Raw genomic sequence first — 329 nt, forward strand, 5'->3', positions numbered from 1 at the left:
TCTCTACTTCTTCTCGTTCTTCTTTCCGATGGCGAAATAGCTGAAGCCATGCTTGGTGACTTCGGCGACGGGATAGATGTTGCGCAGGTCAACGATGGTCGGGGTCTTCACCAGCGACTTCATCCGCTTGAGATCAAGCGCTCGGAACTCGTCCCATTCCGTGACGATGACGATGGCATCCGCGCCTTCTGCAATCTCGTATGGGTCGCGGCCGTAGGTGATGGGGCCGATAACCTCCTTCGCCATTTCCATGCCTTCTGGATCATAGGCGTGAACGTTGGCGCCGCCATCCAGCAAGGCCTGGATGATGGTGATCGATGGCGCGTCGC

1 protein-coding gene is annotated in these 329 nt (G+C 57.1%); it reads right to left on the reverse strand.

The window, feature by feature from the left end; all coding sequences use genetic code 11:
• Nucleotides 1–3 precede the first annotated feature (3 nt).
• A partial coding sequence (locus IB248_RS32465; protein ID WP_281419736.1) for a UDP binding domain-containing protein occupies nt 4–329 on the reverse strand: 326 nt, incomplete at its 5' end.

It is taken from the genome of Rhizobium sp. RHZ01, from assembly GCF_014851595.1.
Classification (GTDB): domain Bacteria; phylum Pseudomonadota; class Alphaproteobacteria; order Rhizobiales; family Rhizobiaceae; genus Rhizobium; species Rhizobium altiplani.